Origin of the sequence: Streptomyces sp. NBC_01012, from assembly GCF_045162755.1 — a bacterium.
Taxonomy (GTDB): domain Bacteria; phylum Actinomycetota; class Actinomycetes; order Streptomycetales; family Streptomycetaceae; genus Streptomyces.
On record NZ_CP108688.1, the window covers coordinates 3,207,403 to 3,225,230 of the forward strand.

Annotated in this window: 17 protein-coding genes; 5 read left to right on the top strand and 12 right to left on the bottom strand. The window is 72.2% G+C overall.

Translation table 11 applies throughout. The features are described from left to right. The first annotated feature begins 233 nt into the window (after positions 1-233). Genes OG623_RS14285 through OG623_RS14295 form a run of 3 tightly spaced genes read left to right on the top strand, consistent with a single transcriptional unit; the run spans position 234 to position 3,420 of the window. Positions 234-911, top strand: a complete 678-nt coding sequence (locus OG623_RS14285; protein ID WP_406146787.1) for a bifunctional DNA primase/polymerase — start codon at positions 234-236, stop codon at positions 909-911. A gap of 38 nt (positions 912-949) precedes the next feature. After that, the gene (locus OG623_RS14290) at positions 950-1,780 is read left to right on the top strand and encodes an ABC transporter ATP-binding protein (RefSeq protein ID WP_406146788.1); all 831 of its coding nucleotides are present in this window, start codon (positions 950-952) and stop codon (positions 1,778-1,780) included. Next, a complete protein-coding gene (locus tag OG623_RS14295; RefSeq protein ID WP_406146789.1) occupies positions 1,777-3,420 on the top strand; it encodes a transporter in 1,644 nt (547 codons plus the stop codon). The genes OG623_RS14290 and OG623_RS14295 overlap by 4 nt, the downstream gene beginning before the upstream one ends. A 43-nt stretch (positions 3,421-3,463) precedes the next feature. On the opposite strand, the gene OG623_RS14300 is transcribed toward OG623_RS14295, so the two are convergent. Next, on the bottom strand, positions 3,464-4,357 hold the full coding sequence (locus OG623_RS14300; protein WP_406151817.1) for an alpha/beta fold hydrolase: 894 nt from the start codon (positions 4,355-4,357) through the stop codon (positions 3,464-3,466). Between the two features lie 683 nt (positions 4,358-5,040). Beyond that, on the bottom strand, positions 5,041-5,733 hold the full coding sequence (locus tag OG623_RS14305) for a metal-dependent transcriptional regulator (RefSeq protein WP_406146790.1): 693 nt from the start codon (positions 5,731-5,733) through the stop codon (positions 5,041-5,043). 208 nt (positions 5,734-5,941) lie between these two features. Between OG623_RS14305 and OG623_RS14310 the strand changes: the two genes are divergently transcribed. Then, positions 5,942-6,697 carry an SIS domain-containing protein gene (locus OG623_RS14310; protein WP_406146792.1) on the top strand — a complete coding sequence of 252 codons (756 nt, stop codon included), beginning with the start codon at positions 5,942-5,944 and terminating at the stop codon, positions 6,695-6,697. Between the two features lie 45 nt (positions 6,698-6,742). On the opposite strand, the gene OG623_RS14315 is transcribed toward OG623_RS14310, so the two are convergent. After that, a complete protein-coding gene (locus OG623_RS14315) occupies positions 6,743-8,140 on the bottom strand; it encodes a PAS domain-containing protein (protein WP_406146793.1) in 1,398 nt (465 codons plus the stop codon). A gap of 408 nt (positions 8,141-8,548) precedes the next feature. Then, positions 8,549-9,181, bottom strand: coding sequence for a pyridoxamine 5'-phosphate oxidase (pdxH, locus tag OG623_RS14320; protein ID WP_406151818.1), 633 nt, complete (start codon positions 9,179-9,181; stop codon positions 8,549-8,551). 257 nt (positions 9,182-9,438) lie between these two features. Between pdxH and OG623_RS14325 the strand changes: the two genes are divergently transcribed. Then, positions 9,439-10,548, top strand: a complete 1,110-nt coding sequence (locus tag OG623_RS14325) for a citrate synthase 2 (RefSeq protein ID WP_406146795.1) — start codon at positions 9,439-9,441, stop codon at positions 10,546-10,548. Positions 10,549-10,560: 12 nt separating this feature from the next. Here the strand turns inward: OG623_RS14325 and OG623_RS14330 are convergent, their stop codons facing one another. The 8 genes from OG623_RS14330 to OG623_RS14365 all read right to left on the bottom strand — a co-directional run bounded on the left by OG623_RS14330 (position 10,561) and on the right by OG623_RS14365 (position 17,820). After that, entirely contained in the window at positions 10,561-10,803 is a 243-nt protein-coding gene (locus tag OG623_RS14330; RefSeq protein ID WP_406146796.1) for a hypothetical protein, read from the bottom strand. Positions 10,804-10,847: 44 nt separating this feature from the next. Next, entirely contained in the window at positions 10,848-11,372 is a 525-nt protein-coding gene (locus OG623_RS14335) for a hypothetical protein (protein WP_406146797.1), read from the bottom strand. Between the two features lie 35 nt (positions 11,373-11,407). Beyond that, the gene (locus OG623_RS14340) at positions 11,408-11,557 is read right to left on the bottom strand and encodes a hypothetical protein (RefSeq protein WP_406146799.1); all 150 of its coding nucleotides are present in this window, start codon (positions 11,555-11,557) and stop codon (positions 11,408-11,410) included. 124 nt (positions 11,558-11,681) lie between these two features. Continuing rightward, the gene (locus OG623_RS14345) at positions 11,682-12,260 is read right to left on the bottom strand and encodes a TetR/AcrR family transcriptional regulator (RefSeq protein WP_406146800.1); all 579 of its coding nucleotides are present in this window, start codon (positions 12,258-12,260) and stop codon (positions 11,682-11,684) included. Further along, positions 12,248-12,988 carry an enoyl-CoA hydratase family protein gene (locus tag OG623_RS14350; protein ID WP_406146802.1) on the bottom strand — a complete coding sequence of 247 codons (741 nt, stop codon included), beginning with the start codon at positions 12,986-12,988 and terminating at the stop codon, positions 12,248-12,250. The genes OG623_RS14345 and OG623_RS14350 overlap by 13 nt, the downstream gene beginning before the upstream one ends. Continuing rightward, a complete protein-coding gene (locus OG623_RS14355; RefSeq protein ID WP_406146803.1) occupies positions 12,985-14,562 on the bottom strand; it encodes a 4-coumarate--CoA ligase family protein in 1,578 nt (525 codons plus the stop codon). Before OG623_RS14355 ends, OG623_RS14350 begins: the two co-directional genes overlap by 4 nt. Positions 14,563-14,635: 73 nt before the next feature. Then, complete coding sequence (locus OG623_RS14360; protein WP_406146804.1) at positions 14,636-15,802, bottom strand: acyl-CoA dehydrogenase family protein; 1,167 nt, start codon at positions 15,800-15,802, stop codon at positions 14,636-14,638. Beyond that, the gene (locus tag OG623_RS14365; protein WP_406146805.1) at positions 15,799-17,820 is read right to left on the bottom strand and encodes an acetyl/propionyl/methylcrotonyl-CoA carboxylase subunit alpha; all 2,022 of its coding nucleotides are present in this window, start codon (positions 17,818-17,820) and stop codon (positions 15,799-15,801) included. The genes OG623_RS14360 and OG623_RS14365 overlap by 4 nt, the downstream gene beginning before the upstream one ends. Positions 17,821-17,828: the final 8 nt, after the last annotated feature.

A 17,828-nucleotide genomic window follows, 5' to 3' on the forward strand; every position in this document is an offset into this window, starting at 1 on the left:
TCCGATGAGGGGATCACTGCCCGGCACGACACGAGAAATGCGCATATTCATCTGTATCGGGTACGAGCGATGGTGAATTGGCGTGGTCCTGCACCTGGTTACCCGTACAACGGTGCATTTCCTACCGCGCGCCCCCGGACATGCACCCGTGCGCCCCACATGCAGGATCGATCCGCCCGGAAGGGGCGCACGCGCCCCCGTAACCCTTGCTGACAGCGGGAGTTGAGCGGAACGTGGAAGAGCCCATCGGAGTGACGGAAGCCGCCCGCATCCCCCAACAGCGAGGTGAACAGCTGCTCGAAGCCGCCACCTGGTACGCCCAGGCCCGCCACTGGGACGTGTTCCCCGGCGCCTGGCTCGATGCCGACGGGGGGACGGAGCGCTGCTCGTGCGGTGACGCCGGCTGCGCCTCCCCCGGAGCCCATCCGACCCGGCCCGACTGGGCGGGCCAGACCACCGGCAACGCCGCCGCGGCCCGCCGGATGTGGTCCAGGCACCCCGGGGCGTCGGTCCTGCTCCCCGCGGGCCGGACCTTCGACGCCCTGGACGTACCGGAGTCCGCCGGTTTCCTGGCGCTGGCCAGGATGGAGCGGATGGGCCACACGCTCGGCCCGGTGACCCGCACCCCGGACCGCCGGATGCTGTTCTTCGCCCTGCCCGGCACGGCCGCCAAGGCACCCGGGCTCGTGGCCGGGCTCGGCTGGAACGCCGAGGCGATCGGCCTGGTGGGGCGCGGCGAGGGTGACTACGTCGCCGGGCCGCCGACCCGGGTGGCGGGGCGCGGCGCCGTGCAGTGGGTCCGCCGCCCCTCCCGCGGCGATCTGTGGCTGCCCGACGCGGACGAGCTGATCAGCCCCCTCGCGTACGCCTGTGCCCGGGAGACGGCCGACGCCCGCGCACGTCTTTCGTAGGGTGGTCCCCACACGTGGGGATATCGAAAGGCAGTGCCATGCCGGACCAGGCGGACAGCACAGGCGGGACGGACACGGCGGCGGGGGTGGCCAGGACGCCACCGCCCGCCGTGCGGGTGGAAGGGCTTTGGAAGCGGTTCGGGGAACAGGTGGCGGTCGCCGGGATCGATCTCGATCTGCCGGCCGGCAAGTTCGTCGGTCTGGTGGGCCCGAACGGCGCGGGCAAGACGACCACGCTCTCGATGGTGACCGGACTGCTCAGGCCCGACATGGGCCGGATCGAGGTCGGCGGCCACGACGTGTGGAGCGACCCGGTCGAGGTGAAGTCCCGGATCGGGGTGCTCCCCGAGGGACTTCGGCTCTTCGAGCGGCTCTCCGGGCGTGAACTCCTCGGCTACACCGGCCGGCTGCGTGGGCTCCCTGGGGCCGAGACGGACAAGCGGGCCACCCAGCTGCTCGACGTGCTGGACCTCGCGGGCTCGCAGCACAAGCTGGTCGTCGACTACTCCACCGGGATGCGCAAGAAGATCGGACTGGCGTCCGCGCTGCTGCACAACCCCGAGGTGCTGTTCCTCGACGAACCCTTCGAAGGCGTCGACCCCGTGTCGGCACAGACCATCCGCGGGGTTCTGGAGCGCTACACACGCTCCGGCGCGACCGTGGTCTTCTCCAGCCATGTGATGGAGCTGGTGGAGTCCCTCTGCGACTGGGTGGCCGTCATGGCGGCCGGACGGATCCGGGCGCAGGGCACGCTGGCCGAGGTCCGAGGCGACGCGGCCTCGCTCCAGGACGCCTTCCTCGAGCTGGTCGGCGCGGGGGCCCGGGACACCGGCGCCTCCCTCGACTGGCTGGGCGGTGCTGCCCGATGACGGTGCTGGACGCCCCCGCGGGATCCGCGGTCCCGGCCGTTCCCGGCCGGGGCATCGTCCCCGTCTTCGTACGTCTCAAGCTGGCGCTCCTGCGCAACGGGCTGCGCCAGTCGACGGGGCGGCGGGCCGCCTACGTCACCTCGCTCGTCGTCACCCTGCTCTTCGCCGCGGGCCAGCTGATCGGCCTGGTCGCGCTCCGCGGTCATGCGGGGGCCGACACCCTGGTCGTGCTGCTCGCCGTGGTGGTGGCGCTGGGCTGGGCGGTGCTGCCGCTGTTCTTCGCGGGCGGCGACGAGACCCTGGACGCGAGCCGTCTGGTGATGCTGCCGCTGCGTCCCCGCGCCCTGATCGGGGCGCTGCTGGTGGCCTCGCTGATCGGCATCGGGCCGCTCTTCACGCTCACCCTGGCCCTCGGCTCGGTGATCGCGGTGGCGCACGGCGCGGCAGCGGTCGTGTTCGGTGTGGTCGCCGTGCCGCTGACGCTGCTGGTCTGTGTGGCGCTGGCGCGCTACGTCGCCACGGCCAACATTCGGCTGCTGACCTCGCGCAAGGGCCGTGACCTCGCGGTGCTCAGCGGTCTCGTGATCGCGGTGGGCGCCCAGTTCGTCAACTTCGGCGCACAGCGTCTGGGCCGGGCCGGCGGGCTGTCCTCGCTCGAACCCGCCGCGGACGTGGTGCGCTGGCTGCCGCCCGCATCGGCTCTCGGAGCGGTGGGTTCCGCTTCGGAGGGTTCGTACGGCACGGCGCTGGGCCAGCTGTTGATCTCGGTGCTCGCACTGGGCGGCCTGATGTGGCTGTGGCAGCGGAGCCTGGTGAAGCTGATGTCGTCGCCGGACGGCTCCACGATCGCCGCCGCCGAACCCTCGCGCGACCGGTCGCGCGCGGACCGCTCCGGGCTCGCCTCGCTGCTTCCCGAGGGGCGTACGGGCGCGGTGATGCAGCGGAGCCTGCGGTATGTCGTACGGGACCCGAAGACCAAGGCGTCCTGGGTGACGGCGCTGGCGATCGGCCTGATCGTGCCCGTGCTCAACGCGTTGCAGGGCACCGGGTCGATCTATTTCGCGTGCTTCGCGGCCGGAATGCTCGGCATGCAGATGTACAACCAGTTCGGGCAGGACACCTCCGCCTTCTGGATGGTGGCGCTCTCGGTCTCGTCGACCCGGGACGCGTATCTCGAACTCCGGGCACGGGCCCTGGCGTTGCTGCTGATCACCCTTCCCTTCACGGTCCTGGTGACGGCGGTGACCGCGGCGGTGCTCGGGAACTGGACGGCGCTGCCCGGGGTCATGGGGCTTTCGTTCGCCCTGCTGGGCTCGATGCTGGCGACGGGCGCCATGGCCTCGGCGCTCTTCCCGTACTCGATCCCCCAGGAAGGGGCGCTCAAGAACGTCGCCCCTGGCCAGACCGGGATCGCCTGGATCTCCATCTTCGGCGGAGTGATCGCGTCCGCGGTGCTCAGTGGGCCCGTGATCGGGCTGACGATCTGGCTGCATGTCGCCGACCACCAGGGCCGGCTGTGGCTGCTGCTGCCGGTGGGCGCGGTGTACGGGGCGGCCATCGGGTGGCTGGGTGTACGGCTGGCCGCGCCGCGCATGGCGAACCGGCTCCCGGAGATCCTGGCCGCCGTCAGCAAGGGCTGAGGGACTCCCAGGACTGCCGGGGGAGACCGGGAGGGTCAGAGGGTCAGGGGCTGACGGACTCCCGGTCATCCCTGAAGCCGTCCGAGAGGCGCTCCAGGAAGGGCTCCACCGCCCTGCGCCAGCCCTCGGGCCGGTCGTAGTGGACGAGATGGCCGGCGTCCTCCACCTCCGCGTACTGCCCGCGCGGCAGGACCCGGACCATCTCCTGGGCCTCGGCCCTGCCCAGCTCCCCCTCGATCCCGCGCAGGACCAGGGTGGGGCAGCGCACCTGCGCCAGCTCCTCCCAGTGCGCGTCATGGACCCAGGTGGCCCGGGACGTCAGCATCTGCTCCTGGGAGAAGACGGGCCGCCAGCCGTCGGAGCTCTCGGCCATCACCTCCGCGAAGAACTCCCCGCGCGAGGGGTTGGGCCGCTCCACCCAGGGGTCGTCCTCGCCGAACCACTTCCGCACATCGGCGAGCGTCGCGAAGGGGAGCGGCCAGGTCCTGAACCAGTCCTCCCACTCGCGCTGCGAGGCCGCTCCGAGCGCGGAGGCCCGCATGTCGCAGATGACCAGCGCCTTGACGAGATCGGGGCGCTTCGCGGCGAGCTGCCATGCGGTGAGCGCGCCCATCGAGTGCCCGATCAGGGTGACGGGGCCGAGGCCGAGCTGTTCGATCGCGGCCTCGGCGTCCGCGACGTAGGCGTCACGGGTGTACGCGCCGTCGGCCGGCTTCTCGCTGCGTCCGTGCCCGCGCTGGTCGAGGCCGACCGGACGGTGCCGCTCGGAGAGCCAGCGGGCGGTGGAGGCCCAGTGCGTGGCCCGGCCCATCAGGCCGTGGAGCATTAAGATCCCGGGGGCCTGCCCGGCCTCCGGGCGCCCCTTGGGCTGATCGGCGAACTCCCAGGCCGCGAGGCGTACGCCGTCCGATCCGGTCACATCGATGCGCCGCACCATAGGTTCTGGCACCCCCTTCTGGTCCTCGATCACCGTGTGTGCCTACGCGCCAGACTATCGAACCTTTATTCGAAAACTCGCTTCCGGCTCGCAACATCCCACGTTTGAGTGACAGCGGTTCAGGATTGACGACGGCCCCCAGGGGGAGACCTTCTCCGGGAAGCGGACCACTCGGGGACAGGGGTCCGCAGGGACTGACCTCGAGAGCTCGGGGCTCCAGGTCAGCGCAGGGGAGGACCGGCCCCGGCGCCTTCGGGCGCCGGGGCCTTCTCCCGTCGTGGAACACATGGGTCCGCGCGCGTCGCGGACCGCAGGGAGCCTTCGGCCGACCACCGGAGCGGCACGGTGACCGGCCATGGCGATTCGAACACCCCGAACACCCTCGACGGCGCGGGGAGGCGTGACGACGCCGCAGCGGACGAGGGCATCGAAAAGCCCGGCAGCCACCTCGCGGTGCGCGTGCCAGTGCGACGGGCGCATTCCCTGCTCCCTCCCCGACCGCGCGGCAGTCTCTGCCGGCACCCTCAGGTCATAGGCCTGGCCACAGCCTGGCACGCGTTTCGCCCGGGCGCTGCGATTCCGGACGGAAAACCGAAAGCGGGCTTACCCGCTCAGATCTGCACGTGCATCCGCACCGGCGCCTGCATGTGCGATCAGGCCGCCGGTGCCCTCGAAAGCCCTGCTCAGCGCTTCGCGACGAACACGTGCGAAGCGACCTCGGAGTCCAGCTCGGCCGCCTCACCGCTGGAACCGACCAGCACCCCGCCGGCCGACTCGGTCACGCTGACGACCGAGCCGGGCTGCACGCCCGCACGCCGCAGCGAGTACATCAGCTGTGCGTCGGTCTGGATCGGCTCACCGATCCGCCGCACCACCACGGTCTTGCCGTCCGCGCCCGGGTCGAGGTCGGCCAGGCTGACCAGGCCCTCGTCGAGGAACGGATCGGCCTCGGCCTTCTCGCCCAGTTCCTCGAGCCCCGGAATCGGATTGCCGTACGGAGACTCCGTCGGGTGCCGCAGCAGCTCCAGCACCCGGCGCTCCACGGCCTCACTCATCACGTGTTCCCAGCGACACGCCTCGGCGTGGACCTGCTCCCACTCCAGGCCGATCACGTCGACCAGCAGGCACTCCGCCAGCCGGTGCTTGCGCATCACCCGTGTCGCCAGACGGCGCCCTTCCTCGGTCAGCTCCAGATGGCGGTCACCCGCGACCCGGACCAGCCCGTCCCTCTCCATACGCGCCACCGTCTGGCTGACCGTCGGACCGCTCTGGTCCAGCCGTTCGGCGATCCGGGCGCGCATGGGGACCACGCCTTCCTCTTCGAGCTCGAGGATGGTGCGGAGATACATCTCCGTTGTATCGATCAGTCCGGACATACGTGCCCCTCGATGCTGTGACATGAAGTCGTCGTGCGATGGCCCTGCACCAATTCTGACGCATACCGCCGACAACCGTGCCCCGCCGTCGGGAGTCGGCGCCCGCCGCCCCGCCCCAGCGGTATTGACAGCCCACTGGTCCAGACCGCAACGTGATCCGCGACACGGGCACCGCACGGGCCCCACCCCCGCAGGAAAGGCCTCCTCGATGAGCGACAGCAAGCTCGCCGGTCAGTTCTTCGACGCAGCGATCGGCCTGCTGGAGCGGGTGCGCGACGAGGAGTCCGGAGCGATCGCCGCGGCCGGAGCCGCCATCGCCGACACCGTCGCCGCGGGCGGCCGGCTCTTCGCCTTCGGCGCCGGGCACTCCTCGCTCGCCGCGCAGGACGTCGTCTACCGTGCGGGCGGCCTGGCCCTGATGAACGTGCTCGCCGTGCCCGGCACCCTCGGCGTCGATGTCATGCCCGCCACCCTCGGCTCCGCCCTCGAACGCGTGGACGGCCTGGCGAGCGCGGTGCTCGACTCGAGCCCGGCCAGGGCCGGCGACCTCCTCGTGATCATCTCCCTCTCCGGGCGCAACGCGCTGCCCGTCGAGATGGCGCAGAACGCGCGAGCACTGGGGCTGAAGGTCATCGGCGTCACCTCGGTCGCGTACACGACGGGCACCAGATCCCGGCACGCGTCCGGCGGCTTCCTCCGGGACCACTGCGACATCGTGCTCGACAGCAAGATCGCGATCGGTGACGCGGAGCTGACCACGGAAGGCGTCGAGACACCCTTCGCACCCGCGTCGACGGTCGTCACCAGCGCACTGATGCAGGCCATGATGGCCACCGCCACGGAGGAGCTCCTCACCCGGGGGATCGAACCGCCCCTGCTGCGCTCGGGCAACGTCGACGGCGGGCACGAGTGGAACGGGCGCGTGATGCGGGAGTACGGCGACCGCATCTTCTACCGGCACTGACGGCCGCCGGCACCGGACGCACGCGCGGTCCACGGCCCCCTGGGCTCAGACCCCGCCCGCCCCGGGCCCGGCCGTCAGCCGCGCCAGGTCGACCGCCGAGGCGACCCGCACCGCCACACTCTCCGCGTACATCACATCCGGACGTTCGAACGCGCCACGGTTCGCCGCGCGCAGGAACGTCACCACACCCAGCGTCCGCCCCCGGCTCCGCAGCACCGCGCACAGCGCGTGCGCCGAGTCGCCGGGCCACTGGTGCTCCACCGCCCACTCCTCGCCCGCACCCGCCGGCACCACGGCACGGACCGAACCCGTACGCTCCACCGCCTGGAGCGCCGGGTGCCCCGGCGCGTACCGCACGGGCAGCGAACCACCGGAGACCGGCAGACACGGGCCCGGCGCGTCGGACGGCGTGGACGCGGCCCGTACGAGCTTCTCCCCCGCCGCCAGATCCTCCAGCAGGTCGACCACCACATGATCGGCGAACCCCGCCAGGGCGAAGTCCAGCGACGTGGTCGCCGCCTCCATGGGGTTCTCGCACTCCGCCGCCTGGCGGGCCGCCCGGTGCAGCTGGTTGGAGCGGAAGCGCACCCGGTCCGCGTCCTGCTCCGCGAGCTTCGCCGCCGTGACATCCCGGAACAGCCAGCCGACCCCCAGCGGAACGGGCTCCTCGGCCAACGGCGACGCCAGCCGCAGGAACCCGCTGCGCCAGCAGCGCCGCCGCTCGCCCTCCGCGGTCCGCAGCGTCACCCACAGCTCCGCCGGAGCCGACGGGGCACCCTCGGCGAGCACATGCTGCAACGCGCCCTCCAGGTCCTCGACCCCCCGCACGATCAGCTCACCCAGCGGACGCCCCAGCAGCGCGGTACGCCCGCCGCCCAGCGCCCGCGCCGCGTACGCGTTGACCACGGTGGGCCGCAGGTCGACGTCCACGGCGACGACACCCCAGGACGCCTCCTCGAACAGTGCCTCGCTGAGCGCGATGGACCGCTCCAGATCGATCTGCGCGTGCACCTCGCTGAACGCGCAGTACACCCCGGCGGGCTTCCCGTCCTCCCCGCGCACCCCGGACGACTGGGTCCGCACGAGCACACGCCCACCGTCCTTGCGCAGCAGCGCGAACTCATGGACCTGACGCCCCGGTGCGTCCATGACGGCCAGCAGCCGCTCCTGCACGTCCTCCGCGTCCGCGCTCCGCGCGGCCCACCCCGCGAAACCCCGGCGCCCGACGGCCTCGGCCGCGGTCCAGCCGAGGACCCGCTCGGCCTCACGGTTCCAGTGGGTGATGGTGCCGTGCGCGTCGAAGGCACAGAGCGCGGCGTCCATGCCGTCGAGCAGCGCGGCGAGAAGCCGGGACCCCGGAATCACCGCCGCCGACGGATCCCGCCCGGGGTCCTCGTCGGGACCGAGCGCGTCGGTGGTCCCGGTGCTCCTGGACGCACTCACTCCGTACCTCCCGCAGGACGTATTCCGCTTCGCGTTCCGCATTGCCGCACGTCAGACCATTGAACTCGAATGTGAGCCACCACACAGCCACTTCCAGGAAATCCGGTGTCCACCGGTGGTCCCACGAGAGTCCCGTTAATTCACTTGTGTGGCTCCGGGGGAGATTCGTAGGCTGCTGCCAGCGAAGAAAGGAGGTGTTCCGGAAGTGATTTCTTCTCGGACTCGTGAGGTGGCTGCGGGCTGACGCCCGTCGTCGCGCTCTTTGCAGTGCAGGCCGGTAGTCGGCCAATCCCAAGCAGTCACCGACCCGCAGGCTCGCCGGTAAGTCCGGCCGGCTCCTCCGCAAGGAGGGACCAGAGCCTGCGGGTTTCTGCGTGCCCGGGGCGGTGGGCGGGCCCGGCCGGTGGCTCAGGGGCAGAGGCGCTCCACCCGCCAGGCGGCCGCCGGGCTCTCCCGGACGTACCGCAGCCGGTCGTGCAGCCGGTTCTCGTGGCCCTGCCAGAACTCGATCGCGTCCGGTACGACGCGGAATCCGCCCCACTGCGGCGGGGCGGGGACCTTCTCGCCCTCCGGGTAGCGGGCGGCGAGCTCCTCGTAGCGGTCGACCAGCTCCTGGCGGGAGCCGATCACCGTGGACTGGTCGCTGGCCCAGGCGCCCAGCTGGGAGCCGTGGGGCCTGGTGCGGAAGTACGCGACCGTCTCCTCGCGCCCGACACGCGCGGCGGTGCCCGTGACGATGACCTGGCGGGCGAGCGGGTGCCAGGGGAAGAGCAGCGAGACGTACGGGTTCGCGGTCAGCTCGCGGCCCTTGCGGGAGCCGTAATTGGTGTAGAAGACGAAGCCCCGGTCGTCGTAGTGCTTCAGCAGCACGGTCCGGGAGGACGGCCGGCCCCGGGGGTCGGCCGTGGAGACCACCATCGCGTTCGGCTCGTGGAGCGCGCCGCCCCCGGCGATCTGGCGGAACCAGTGGGCGAACTGCTCCATGGGGTCACCGGCGAGATCCTTCTCGGTGAAGTCCTCGGAACGGTACTGCTCGCGCATCGCGGCCGGATCGGTGGTGCAATCGGATGACGGGCCACGGGAGGAGGCGGAAGCGGAAGACGGAGTGGCATCTGCTGTGGACACGGGGCCCATCCTGCCGCAGCGGGCCGGAATCCCCGAGGGAAGGGTCTTTCGGCAGGTGCGAGCGACGACGGTTGTGCCGGATGTCACCCTTCCCCGTGTCGTGGTAACCCGCCAGTATGCGTGGACCGGCCTTTGTGGCCGTCGTACAGCCGCCGAGTCGAGGGAGCCGCCCGATGTCCGACTTCGTACCCGGACTTGAAGGAGTCGTCGCGTTCGAGACGGAGATCGCCGAACCTGACAAGGAAGGCGGCTCGCTCCGTTACCGCGGTGTCGACATCGAGGACCTCGTCGGCCATGTGTCGTTCGGCAACGTCTGGGGTCTGCTGGTGGACGGGGCGTTCAACCCCGGTCTGCCGCCCGCCGAACCGTTCCCCCTGCCCGTGCACTCCGGCGACATCCGCGTCGACGTGCAGTCCGCGCTCGCCATGCTGGCGCCGGTGTGGGGCCTGAAACCGCTGCTCGACATCGACGAGCGGACCGCGCGCGACGACCTGGCTCGGGCCGCTGTGATGGCCCTGTCCTACGTCGCCCAGTCGGCCCGCGGCCAGAGCATGCCGATGGTCCCGCAGAGCGAGATCGACAAGGCGGAGTCCGTGGTGGAGCGGTTCATGATCCGCTGGCGCGGTGAACCGGACCCCAAGCACGTCAAGGCGGTCGACGCCTACTGGACGTCGGCGGCGGAGCACGGGATGAACGCGTCGACGTTCACCGCTCGTGTGATCGCCTCGACCGGCGCCGACGTCTCGGCGGCGCTGTCCGGCGCGGTGGGCGCGATGTCCGGCCCCCTGCACGGCGGTGCGCCGTCGCGGGTGCTCGGCATGATCGAGGAGATCGAGCGGACGGGCGACGCCCGGACCTATGTGAAGCAGGCGCTGGACAAGGGCGAGCGTCTGATGGGCTTCGGCCACCGTGTCTACCGTGCCGAGGACCCCAGGGCCCGCGTCCTGCGCCGTACGGCCCGCGAGCTGGCGGCCCCGCGCTTCGAGGTGGCGGAGGCCCTGGAGAAGGCCGCCCTGGAGGAGCTCCACGCCCGCCGCCCCGACCGTGTCCTGGCGACGAACGTCGAGTTCTGGGCGGCGATCGTGCTGGACTTCGCCGAGGTACCGGCGCACATGTTCACCTCGATGTTCAGCTGTGCCCGTACGGCGGGCTGGTCGGCGCACATCCTGGAGCAGAAGCGGACCGGCCGCCTGGTGCGCCCCTCGGCGACGTACGTCGGCCCCGGGACGCGCGACCCCCGCTCGATCGACGGCTACGACCAGCTGTCCGACCTGGGGAACTGACGGGGGCGGCCCTCAGCTCCTCCGGTCCTGGTTCAGGACCCAGGCCACCGAGAGCAGCACTCCGAGGACCCCCACCGCGAACGTCCCTGCGACTTCGAGGAACCCCCCTTCCTCCACGACCGCCCGGATCGCGCCGGCGATCCCGCCGACCGCCGCGCACAACCCGAGCACGAACGTGCGTGACCCCTGCGGCGCGTACCGGTACCAGGGCCTGCGTCGGGGAGTGGAGGGGGTGTCGCGTGAGTGGGTGGTCATGGCTGCCTCCGTCGCTGTGGTGCGTTTCCAGGTTCTCGGCCCCACTATGCCGACCTGGTCCCCCAGGCCAGCGCGGTGGAAGCGGCGAGGAGCACCGTGGCCCACAGAGCGGCCGTCCAGGGCGAGGTGTCGCCCTGGACGGCCGGGGACACCCGCCGCTCGGGGTCGTAGGCGACACGTACGTCGTCCCCGGTCGCGGCGACCGCGCGGTCGGCCTTGAGCACGGCGGGGTAGCCGCCCGGGCAGCGCAGGTCGAGGCGGTACACGGTCGACCGGGGCGGCCCGCCCTCGCCGTAGGAGGCGAGGCGCTCGGTGTGGACCTCACGCACGGCGCACCTCGCGACCTCGCTGCGCGCCGTCGCCCGGTCGGCTGCCGCGACGGAGGCCAGCAGGCCGGCGGCCAGCAACAGCCCGCCGAAGAAGCCCCGGCCGCCGCTCACCCGGGCGAAGTACACCGCGCAGGCGCCGAGTCCCAGGAGGCCGCCCCCCGCCCACGCCAGCCATGCGGGCGGTGCCGATGGGCCCTGGAAGCACCAGTGTGCCCAGCCGTACACGGCCCCGGCCGCCACCGCGGGCAGGGCTGCGGCGATCCACCACGAGCGGCTCAGTCGGACTCCCTGAAGTAGGTCTCCGGCATGGTGTTGTCGTGCTTCAGCGGCTCCTTCGTCCCCAGCCGCACCCAGAGCAGGAAGACGCCGAGACAGACGGCGATCAGCCCGACGGGAACGAGCACCGCGAGAGCCCGGTCGGGCATGCGAACCGCCTCCTGTGCCACCTCACCGTTGGACACACAGGATCGTCCCAGCCGGAAGTGCCCCTGAGGGCAACAGCTGTTGAACCTCCGGGGTGGCGGCGGGACTTCGATGGGACCGGGGCGCTCAGCCCAGGGCGTCGTCGAGCAGCGCCGCCCACTGCGCCACCACCTTCTCGCGTCGCGCCGTGTCGTCGGTGAGCAGGTTGGCGAGGCCCAGGCCCCGGGCCATGTCGAGGAGTCCCTGGACCGTTTCGCGCACCCCGGGCCGGGTCTCGTCGGCGCCGAGGAGCTCCACGGCGATGCGGTGGGTCTCGCGGCCCACCCGCGCTTCGAGTTCGGTGACCCTGGGCCTGAGCTGGGCCTCGTTCGACGCGGCGACCCAGAGCTGGAGCGCGGCGCGGAAGAGCGGCCCGGTGTACAGGTCGACGAGCGCGGCGACGACCTCGGCGCGGCCCTGGACGGGCAGGGCGCGCAGCGCGGCGGAGCGTGACTCGGCGACGTGCTCGACGGCGCCGGTGAACAGGTCCTCCCTGGTGGGGAAGTGGTGCTGGGCGGCGCCCCGTGAGACCCCGGCGTGTTCGGCGACGACGGAGACGGTGGAGCCCGCCCAGCCGTGTTCGGCGAGGCAGGCGACCGCCGATGCCAGGAGCCGCTGCCGGGTGGCGCGGCTCCTGTCCTGCTTCGGGGGCGTCACAGCACCCATGCGGGATCCCGTCGTTCCAGGAAGGCCGTCATCCCCTCCTGTGCGTCCTCGGAGGCGAAGAGTGCCGCCGACCGGGCGATGACGTCTTCGGTGTGGCTGTCGAAACTCCTCAGCACAGTAGCTGTGACCAGCTCCTTCGACGCCGCCAGCCCCTGTGGGGAGGCCCTGCGCAGTCCGTCCAGTACCGGTACGAGTGCCTTGTCCACGCCGTCGGGACCCGCGGCGACGCTCACCAGACCGATCCGTGCGGCCTCCGTCCCGTCGAAGCGTTCACCGGTGAGGGAGTAGCGGGCGGCGGCGGTGGGGTCGAGGCGGGGCAGCAGCGGCAGGGAGATCACGGCGGGGGCGAGGCCCAGGCGTGATTCGGTGAGCGCGAAGGAGGCCCCGGGCCCCGCGACGGAGATGTCGCACGCCCCGAGCAGCCCGAGGCCGCCGGCCCGTACGTGTCCGGTGACCCGGGCGACGACGGGTTTGGGCAGGGCGATGACGGTGCGGAGCAGGGCGACCAGGGTGTGCGGGTCGGGCGGTGCGGTGAGGTCGGCGCCGGCGCAGAAGGTGTTGCCGGTGTGGGTGAGGACGACGGCCCGTACGGTGTCGTCGGCCCCGCAGGTCTCCAGCGCCCCGGCGAGCTCGCCGACGAGGCGGGCGGAGAGCGCGTTGCGGTTGGCCGGGGAGTCGAGGGTGAGCGTGGTGATGCCGCGCTCGTGGGACGGGGGCGCCAGGGTCATCGCGGCTTCTCCCGGTCGCGCAGCTCGCGCCGCAGGATCTTGCCGGACACCGCGCGGGGTACCGCGTCGATGAACTCGGCCTGTCTGACCTTCTTGTACGGGGAGACGCGCTCGGCGACGTACGCCATGACGCCGGCCTCCGTGAGGTCGTTCGCTCCGGCCCGTCGGACCACATAGGCCTTGGGGACCTCGTTGGCCTCGGCGTCGTGGACGCCGATGACGGCGGCGTCGGCGATCCCGGGGTGGGTCAGGAGCAGGGCCTCCAGGTCGGCGGGGGCGACCTGGTAGCCCTTGTACTTGATGAGTTCCTTGACCCGGTCGACGACGTACAGCCAGCCGTCCGTGTCGACGCGGCCGACGTCCCCGGTGTGCAGCCAGCCGTCGGCGTCGATCATGGCGTCGGTGGCGTCGGGGCGGCCGAGGTAGCCCTTCATGACCTGGGGGCCGTGAATGAGGATCTCGCCCGGGGTGCCGGTGGGGACGTCGATGCCCGGGTCGGTGAGCGAGACGATCCGCATCCGGGTGCCGGGCAGCAGCTTGCCGACGGTGCCGGGCGGCGGGTTCTCCGCGTCGAGGGGCACGACGTGGGTGCCGGGCGAGAGTTCGGTCATCCCGTAGGCCTGTCGTACGGCGGGGAGGCCGAGCCGGGTGGAGCAGGCGGCGGCGAGTTCGGCGTCCAGGGGTGCGGCGGCACTGACGATGTACTCCAGCGAGGAGAGGTCGTAGTCGCCGACGAGCGGGTGTTTCGCGAGGGCCAGCACGATGGGCGGGGCGACGTACAGGCCGGTGATGCGGTGGGTCCGGATCGTTTCGAGGAACTGGGCGAGGTCGAAGCGGGGCAGGACGACGACCGTGGCGCCGTAGCGCAGCGGCCCGTTCATCAGGGCGGTCAGTCCGTAGATGTGGAAGAAGGGCAGCACCGCCAGGATCCGGTCGCGCTCGCCGAGGGGCACGAAGGGGCGCAGCTGCTCCAGGTTGGTGGCGATGGAACGGTGGGTGAGCATGACGCCCTTGGGCGCGCCGGTGGTGCCCGAGGAGTACGGGAGTACGGCGACGTCCTCGGCCGGGTCGAAGGTGAGGGTGGGTTCGGGGGCGGTGGAGCCCAGCATGTCGAGCACGGAGGTGTGTCCTTCGGCCCGGTCGCAGACGTAGATCCCCTCGATGCCGCCCGCGAGCGCGGCGGCGCGGTGGGCGACGTCGAGGAGCGGGGACACGGTGACGATCCAGCGGGCGCCCGAGTCCCCCAGCTGTTTGGCGAACTCCTCGGCCGTGGCGAGCGGGTGGCTGGTGGTGACGGTGGCGCCGGCCCGTGTCGCCCCGTAGAAGACGGGCGGGTAGGCGATCGTGTTCGGGCTGTGCAGGGCGAGTACGTCGCCCTTGCGCAGCCCGGCCGCCGCGAGGTGCGCGGCGATCCGCCGGTGGAAGGTGTCGAGCTGGCTGTAGGTGACGGTCGTCCCGTCGGTGCCGTCGATCAGGGCGGGGGTGTCGCCGAAGTCCGTGGCGTGGCCGAGGACCGCTTCGTGGATGGGTGTTTCGAGGGGCGGGACGTCTGCGTACTCGCTGTGGAACACCATTGCGGTCCCCTTCGACGCGGGTGGAGAGCCAGAATCGCCCCCGTGGGGGCGGATGGGGAGACCCGGGACGACGTCAGTAGGACTTCGGCAGGCCCAGGGTCTGGTGGGAGACGTAGTTGAGGATCATCTCCCGGCTCACGGGTGCGATACGGGAGACACGGGCGGCCGTGATGAGCGAGGCCAGGCCGTACTCGCGGGTGAGGCCGTTGCCGCCGAGGGTGTGGACGGCCTGGTCGACGGCCCTGACGCAGGCTTCGGCCGCGGCGTACTTCGCCATGTTGGCGGCTTCGCCCGCCCCTGTGTCGTCGCCGTCGTCGTAGAGCCTCGCGGCCTTCTGCATCATCAGCCGGGAGAGCTCCAGCTCGATGTGCGCCTGGGCCAGCGGGTGGGCTATGGCCTGGTGGGCGCCGATGGGCGCGCCCTTCCAGACGGTGCGGGTCCTGGCGTATTCCACGGCCCGTTCGACGGCGTAGCGGCCCATGCCGATGGAGAAGGCGGCGCCCATGATGCGCTCGGGGTTCAGCCCGGCGAAGAGCTGGAGCAGCCCGGCGTCCTCCTCGCCGACCAGTGCGTCGGCCGGCAGCTTGACCTCGTCGAGCACCAGCTCGAACTGCTTCTCGGCGGCCTGGAGTTCCATGTCGATCCGGGTGCGGCTGAAGCCCGGGGTGTCGCGGGGGACGATGAAGAGGCAGGGCTTGAGGCTGCCGGACCTGGCGTCCTCGGTGCGGCCGACGATCAGTGTGGCGTCGGAGATGTCGACGCCGGAGATGAAGACCTTGCGCCCGTCGAGTACCCAGCCGCCCCCGGCCTCGCGGCGCGCGGTGGTGGTGATGCGGTGCGAGTTGGAGCCGGCGTCGGGCTCGGTGATCCCGAACGACATGGTCAGGGAGCCGTCGGCGAGACCGGGGAGCCAGGCACGCTTCTGGGCCTCGGTCCCGAAGCGGGCGATGACCGTGCCGCAGATCGCCGGGGAGACGACCATCATGAGGAGGGGGCTGCCGGCGGCGCCCAGCTCCTCCAGGACGATGGAGAGTTCGGCCATCCCGGCGCCTCCGCCGCCGTACTCCTCGGGGAGGTTGACCCCGAGGTAGCCGAGCTTGCCCGCCTCCTCCCAGAGTTCACGGGGGTGTTCACCCTTTCGCGCCAGGCCGGTGCTGTACTCGCGGCCGAAGCGCTGCCCGAGGGCGGCGACGGCGGCGCGGAGCGAGGTGTGCTCTGCGGTTTCGAGGACGGTACTCATGACGTCGTCTCCTCCTGGTGCGCGGGGGCTTCAGCGGTTGCGTCCTGTACGACGGCGAGCAGGGCGCCGACCTCGACCTGGAGTCCGGGGGCGGCGTGCAGCGCGGTGAGGGTGCCGGAGGCGGGGGCGAGGACGCGGTGCTCCATCTTCATCGCCTCCAGCCAGATCAGCGGCTGCCCGGCCTCGACGGTCGTGCCGGGCGCGAGCCCGTCGGCGACCCGGACGACGGTGCCGGGCATGGGGGCGAGCAGGGAGCCGGGTTCGGCGCGTTCGGCCGGGTCGGTGAATCGGGGCAGGGCGGTGAAGGTGTACGAACCGGACGTGGTGTCCACATAGGTCAGCTCGCGGTGCACGGTGACGGTGAAGTGCCTGGTCACGCCGCCCGTTTCGAGGGTGACGGCGCCGGGGCCGACGGCGACGACCCGCTCGCCGGTCTCGGGGGCGGGGGTGGAGCCGCGGCCCGTGCGGTAGGCGATCTCGTACACCGGGCCGTCCGGCTCGGCGGTCGCCGCCCGGTAGCTCCTGGTCTGCGGCTGCGAGGGGAGGTTGCGCCAGGCACCGAAGCGGGCGGGACCGGTGAGGGGCCGAGCGGGGCCCGTGACGGACCGAACGGCCGATGCGGCGGCGAGCGCCGCCGCGGTGGCGGCCAGCTGCCGGGCGGCGTCGCCGCCGCCGCTGCCCTCGCCGTACGCCCCGGTCCCCGTCAGGGCCGCCAGGTGCCGGTCGTAGAAACCGGTGTCGAGGCGCGCCGCGACGAAGTCCGGGTGGCGCAGGGAGCGGACGAGGAGCTCCCGGTTGGTGACCGGGCCGTGGATGCGGGCGCGTTCCAGGGCGCGGGCGAGGAGGCGGACGGCCTCGGCTCGGGTGGGGGCGTGGGCGATGACCTTGGCGAGCATCGGGTCGTAGTGCACCCCGACGGTGTCGCCTCCGGTGTAGCCGGTGTCGAGGCGGATGCCGGGCCCGTCGGGCACATCGAGCGTGAGGAGCGTCCCGGTCTGTGGCTGCCAGTCACGCGCGGGGTCCTCGGCGTACAGCCGGGCCTCGACGGCGTGCCCCGAGGCCGGCGGTGGCGTGGCGGCGGGCAGCGATCCGCCCTCAGCGACGCGCAGTTGCAGGGCGACGAGGTCGAGCCCGAACACCGCCTCGGTGACGGGGTGTTCCACCTGGAGGCGGGTGTTCATCTCCAGGAAGTACGGGTGCCCTTCGGCCGACACGAGGAACTCGACGGTCCCCGCGCCCCGGTAGCCCACCGCCTGCGCCGCGGCGACGGCCGCGTCGTGCAGCCGCTGCCGCAGTGCGTCGTCGAGGCCGGGCGCCGGTGCCTCCTCGATGACCTTCTGGTGGCGGCGCTGGAGCGAACAGTCGCGGGTGCCGAGCGCCCACACCGTGCCCTGCCCGTCGGCCATGACCTGGACCTCGACATGCCGGCCCCGCTCGACGTACGGCTCGGCGAAGACCTCGCCGTCCCCGAACGCGGACGCGGCCTCGGCGGAGGCCGCCGTCAGCTCCGCCGACAGCGCTGAGAGCTCCCGTACGATCCGCATCCCGCGCCCTCCGCCGCCCGCCGCCGCCTTGAGCAGCAGGGGCAGATCACCGGCGGTGGCGCGCCCCGGGTCGACGGGGGCGAGCAGCGGCACTTCGGCGGCGGCCATCAGCTCCTTGGCCCGGGTCTTGGACGCCATCAGCTCGACGGCCTTGACCGGCGGCCCCACCCAGACGAGCCCGGCGTCCTGCACGGCCCGTGCGAAACCGGCGTTCTCCGAGAGGAAGCCGTACCCCGGGTGCACGGCGTCGGCCCCGGCGGCGAGCGCCGCGGCCACGACGAGGTCGCCCCGCAGATACGTGTCGGACGCCGCGGCCCCCGGCAGACGTACGGCGGTGTCGGCCTCCCGTACGTGCAGGGCGTCCGCATCCGCGTCCGAGTACACGGCGACGGTGGAAATGCCCAGATCACGGCAGGTACGGAAGATCCGGCAGGCGATCTCGCCCCGGTTGGCGACAAGCAGTGCGGTGATCATCCTCTGCC